Source organism: Gelidibacter sp. (assembly GCF_035577925.1).
Classification (GTDB): Bacteria; Bacteroidota; Bacteroidia; order Flavobacteriales; family Flavobacteriaceae; genus Gelidibacter.
Window position 1 is genome coordinate 1 of sequence record NZ_DATJCY010000244.1, and the last position, 3,994, is coordinate 3,994.

Annotated in this window: 7 protein-coding genes; 3 read left to right on the forward strand and 4 right to left on the reverse strand. The window is 33.3% G+C overall.

Features of this window, described 5'->3' with window-relative positions; all coding sequences use genetic code 11:
- A partial coding sequence (locus VNJ50_RS09865) for a DUF542 domain-containing protein (protein ID WP_325581399.1) occupies nucleotides 1–435 on the reverse strand: 435 nt, incomplete at its 3' end.
- Nucleotides 436–519: 84 nt separating this feature from the next.
- Complete coding sequence (locus VNJ50_RS09870; RefSeq protein ID WP_325581401.1) at nucleotides 520–750, reverse strand: DUF2249 domain-containing protein; 231 nt, start codon at nucleotides 748–750, stop codon at nucleotides 520–522.
- A gap of 167 nt (nucleotides 751–917) precedes the next feature.
- On the opposite strand from VNJ50_RS09870, the gene VNJ50_RS09875 reads away from it, so the two are divergent.
- The gene (locus VNJ50_RS09875) at nucleotides 918–1,670 is read left to right on the forward strand and encodes a DUF2249 domain-containing protein (RefSeq protein ID WP_325581403.1); all 753 of its coding nucleotides are present in this window, start codon (nucleotides 918–920) and stop codon (nucleotides 1,668–1,670) included.
- Between the two features lie 62 nt (nucleotides 1,671–1,732).
- Here the strand turns inward: VNJ50_RS09875 and VNJ50_RS09880 are convergent, their stop codons facing one another.
- The gene (locus VNJ50_RS09880; protein ID WP_325581405.1) at nucleotides 1,733–2,251 is read right to left on the reverse strand and encodes a hemerythrin domain-containing protein; all 519 of its coding nucleotides are present in this window, start codon (nucleotides 2,249–2,251) and stop codon (nucleotides 1,733–1,735) included.
- 149 nt (nucleotides 2,252–2,400) lie between these two features.
- Nucleotides 2,401–2,904, reverse strand: coding sequence for a GNAT family N-acetyltransferase (locus tag VNJ50_RS09885; protein ID WP_325581407.1), 504 nt, complete (start codon nucleotides 2,902–2,904; stop codon nucleotides 2,401–2,403).
- A gap of 507 nt (nucleotides 2,905–3,411) precedes the next feature.
- Here VNJ50_RS09885 and VNJ50_RS09890 point away from each other — a divergent pair.
- The gene (locus VNJ50_RS09890; protein ID WP_325581409.1) at nucleotides 3,412–3,522 is read left to right on the forward strand and encodes a hypothetical protein; all 111 of its coding nucleotides are present in this window, start codon (nucleotides 3,412–3,414) and stop codon (nucleotides 3,520–3,522) included.
- A gap of 144 nt (nucleotides 3,523–3,666) precedes the next feature.
- Nucleotides 3,667–3,994: hypothetical protein (locus VNJ50_RS09895; RefSeq protein WP_325581411.1), on the forward strand; the 328-nt coding region annotated here is incomplete at its 3' end.

Sequence of the window (3,994 nt, forward strand, 5' to 3'; positions counted from 1 at the left end):
TGGTCGCGATGCAGGTTGTTTGTCTGTTTGTTGTAATTCTTGTTCAACTTTGGTGACATCCAGACCTTTTTCAAAACAAGCTTCTTTTAAGGTTTTTTTGCCTTCACAACTGAAATCCAGATTGTATTTTTTGAAGATTTCGGCTTTTCTTAAATCTTTTGCGGCCAATTCTCCAAGGGTTTCTTCAATTTCGCCGGCCATACGTTTTCTTATTTTTACTTTCCACCATTGTGGACCTTCTTCTAAATATTCCCAGGTAAAAATATTTCCTTTTTGACCTAATAATTGATAATATAACGGTTTTGGATCGTGATCATTATGTATAATCAAGCTTTCGCCTTCATGCAATTGGTCAAATCTGTTAAATATGGTGGGGTGCTTTAATTTTGGTTCGAGCAGCGTAACGTTTAAGATATTATTGAGTGTTGCTTCCATGTTTTTAGCTTTATTAATTACGAGTTATTTATGAAAAAATGAGGCCTAAGCCATGTTAAAATGGTTTAGGCCTGTTGAATGCGATTAATCTTTGGTGATTTTTATGATCCACCAATCCGGACCTTGTTGTTGGTAATCCCAAGTAAATATATCACCTCTTTGAGCTACTAATTGAAAATATAATGGCCTCGGATCATGGTCGTTATGAATGGTTAAACTTTCACCGGAATTGAGTTCGTCAAAGCGTTCAAAAATTGTAGAATGTTTAAATCGGGGTTCGATTGTAGTGACATCAAGGGTATTTGTAGCGTTCATATATTAGAAATTTGAAAATTATTTTTTGGTAAAATTAAATATATTTTCTCAATAAAAGCATTAAAGTACTTTTATTCTTAAATAAAATTGATTTTGCTGAATTTTGTCAATTTTAATCTGTAAAATTGCCGATTATAAATACTAACAGCTTTATATTAAATCGTATTATGACGACTAAAACACAATCAATGGCATTGGATATGCGCATCCATGTTCCGATAGAAAGGCATAAAAAACTGATACAATTATTTAAGGAATTACCCGTAGGCGATAATTTTGTTTTTATCAATGATCATGATCCAATTCCGCTTTATTATGAGTTCCGTTCCATTTATGGCGATGTGGTAGGATGGGATTATCTCAATCGTGGTGGCAGGGAATGGACGGTAAAAGTAACCCGTACCGAAGCCTCGCAAGGACGGGAATTTACCGATGTTTCCACCTTGCTCGATTTGCGTAAAGCCGAAGAAAAAGAGTGGAAGCAAATTGTTTTTCACCGTTACGGAATGATGGCAGAAGGTGATACGATGGAACTTATTGCCATGGAAGAACCCAAAGAAATCCATGGGATATTTATTAACAAATTTGACGGCCAGCATTCATGGATCTATAAAAAACAGACCGAAAATGAAGTAGTGATCCACATTACTAAAAAGGTTAAAAGTGGTTTGGGCGATGATGGATTTTCTGTAGTTCAGGAATATGATTTACGTCCGTTTCCGCCAGCCGAACGTCATGAACTTTTTTATAAGGGATTTGCCGATATCAAACCCGGTGAAGCTTTTGAGTTTATCAACGATCATGATCCGTTGCCGCTTTATTACCAAATGGAAGCTGAAAGCAAGGATCCGTTTAAATGGGAATATATTATAAAAGGTCCGGAAGAGTGGAAGGTGAGGGTCATTAAGGTTAACCCATAGTATTTTAGGGAGTCAGAAATGGTTCCCTTTTTTTATGTCTCTTTGAAATCATTAATGGACGATTAATCGTTAGCTAAATTTACAAGGTCGTCATAATTATAACCAGCTCTTTCCAATGCTCTTTTAGCAGCATCGACCGCTATTGGTGCCGGATTGTTGGAATGGACAGGCACATCTTTGGTAGCCATCAATTCTTCCAATAATTCTTGACTTTGATCCAAGGTCAGATTTTCACAAATATCATATAATCCGTTGGGCTCTTCTTCTTTTAAATTGTGTTTTTCTAAAATATAACGAATTACATTTATCAAGGTTGCCGTTGGTGGCGGAACCATTAATGCAGTAATTGCACCATGTTCGAGCCGATATTGAGGAATAACTTCTTTGATGATTTCGGGGTTTATTTTCCGGGCTGCGGGAAAAAGTATTTTTTCTTCCATTTTGATATGCCGTAAGAGTCGTGTGCGAAATTGATGGTAATAATTCATCTCGATTTCATCTTTATTTGCGGTTGCCAAATTCAGCAGTTGGTCAATCTGCCGATGATCTTTTTCAAAAAAATGATGTAAAGGCCTGTTCATTGAGTCGTTTTTTTAATTTTAAATTGGAAAAGTAGCTATAAGAAAAAAGTTAACTTTTAATCATTAAAGATAGCGTTTGTTGATTGATAATCCTGTAAAGAACATCAGAAGCAAATAAATTATCCGAAGTTGTTTTTATTATTGTTGAATTAATATGATTTATCAGAATATTTTTTTAATAGTAGTTTTTCGGTAGGACAATGTTCTTCAATACCTATGAAATAGCTCTTAAAACCAAACTTTTCCAACAGTTTTTTCGATGCTTTGTTGTCAGGATCTATAATGCCAATGATGACCAACTGTGGATAAAACTTATTTGCTTTAACAAGTAAGTTGTTGCAAATTTCTGAGCCAAAACCTTGTCTCCAAAACTCTTTTTTTAAGAGGTATCCAATTTCTAAAATTGAGTTATCGTGTTTGTAACGTTCTAGTTTGCAGTCGCCAATATATTCGTTGTCAGGGTTGAGCACTTTAAAATAGCCTAGTTCAGGTTCTTTGGAATTGATGTGGAGTATCCTATCAAATTTATTTCTGGCTTCATTTTCTGTCAATCCTTTTCCCGAAATATATTTCATTTGTTCATCATCACTGACCAGTATTTTATAAATCTCAAAATCGGATGCTTTATATTTCTTTAAGACTATTTTATTCATGTTTCAATATATAATAAAAACCGCGTGAATTTTACGAATTTGTCAGTTTTTGGTAAGTGCGCTCGCTCGATGTAATTTCCGAACTATTTTCAGATGAATATCTATAAAGATATTTAAAACTAATTCTACAAAAACAGCAAATGAATCTCTTTAGTTTTTTCGTTTTCTTTATTCAAGTGGAACGCTTAATAATTCGTGTAGAACATTTAATTTTTTAGCAGTGCATTAACGCGATTGGTTAAAATACCATCTTATTAATTGCATTTTTGAACTATAGAAGTTTTGATGTGATTCAGTAGAATAAAAGAATTGGGAAACAATTAAATCCTTAAAATACGATTACAACAAATCAAGAAGATGATAAAAGTCATGGTTAGTTTTTTTAGAAGAAAACGAATCATTTGTGGGAGAAATGACTTATACCTAGGTGGGGAATCCATGATTATTATTGACTACACAGGAATTGAGGAGGGGCATAGTGGAAAGGGATTTTGAAAACAGCTATTAATGAAAGTTGTCGAATTTACACGAAATAAGGACTTGAAAATTATTCCGCTTTGCCCATTTGCTAAAGCCAATTTTCAAAAGGACACAAGTATTCAGGATGTTTTGAAATAGATTTTTGGTGAAATACCTCTTGAAAATGTTTGTGGTTCCAATGATCAATAATTAATGTGGCTACATTGATAATTTAAATATTATCAGTTAATTTGTTGGTATTAAATATTGAAAATAAGAATTTAACAGAAACTCTAATTAAATATGAAAAAAGCAATAATTATATTCGTTCTGGCACTAATTAGTAATTTTTCTTTTTCGCAAGAATCTTTCTCACATGCAATAGGTCCAGCAGGATTTTTAGGAACAAGGAACGCAACATTACATTCCGTGGGTTTAATTTATGCACCTCGATTAAATTTATTCGAGGTTGGTAAATCTTCAACATTTTCTATAGGAACTTATTTAGGAGTTGGCTATAATGTTGATTATAAATTTGTGGATGACAATCAGATAACGGTTCATATTCCTGTTATTATAGAATATAATTTTGGATTAGCGAGCAACAGAAATAGTTATCAAAATAAAAATG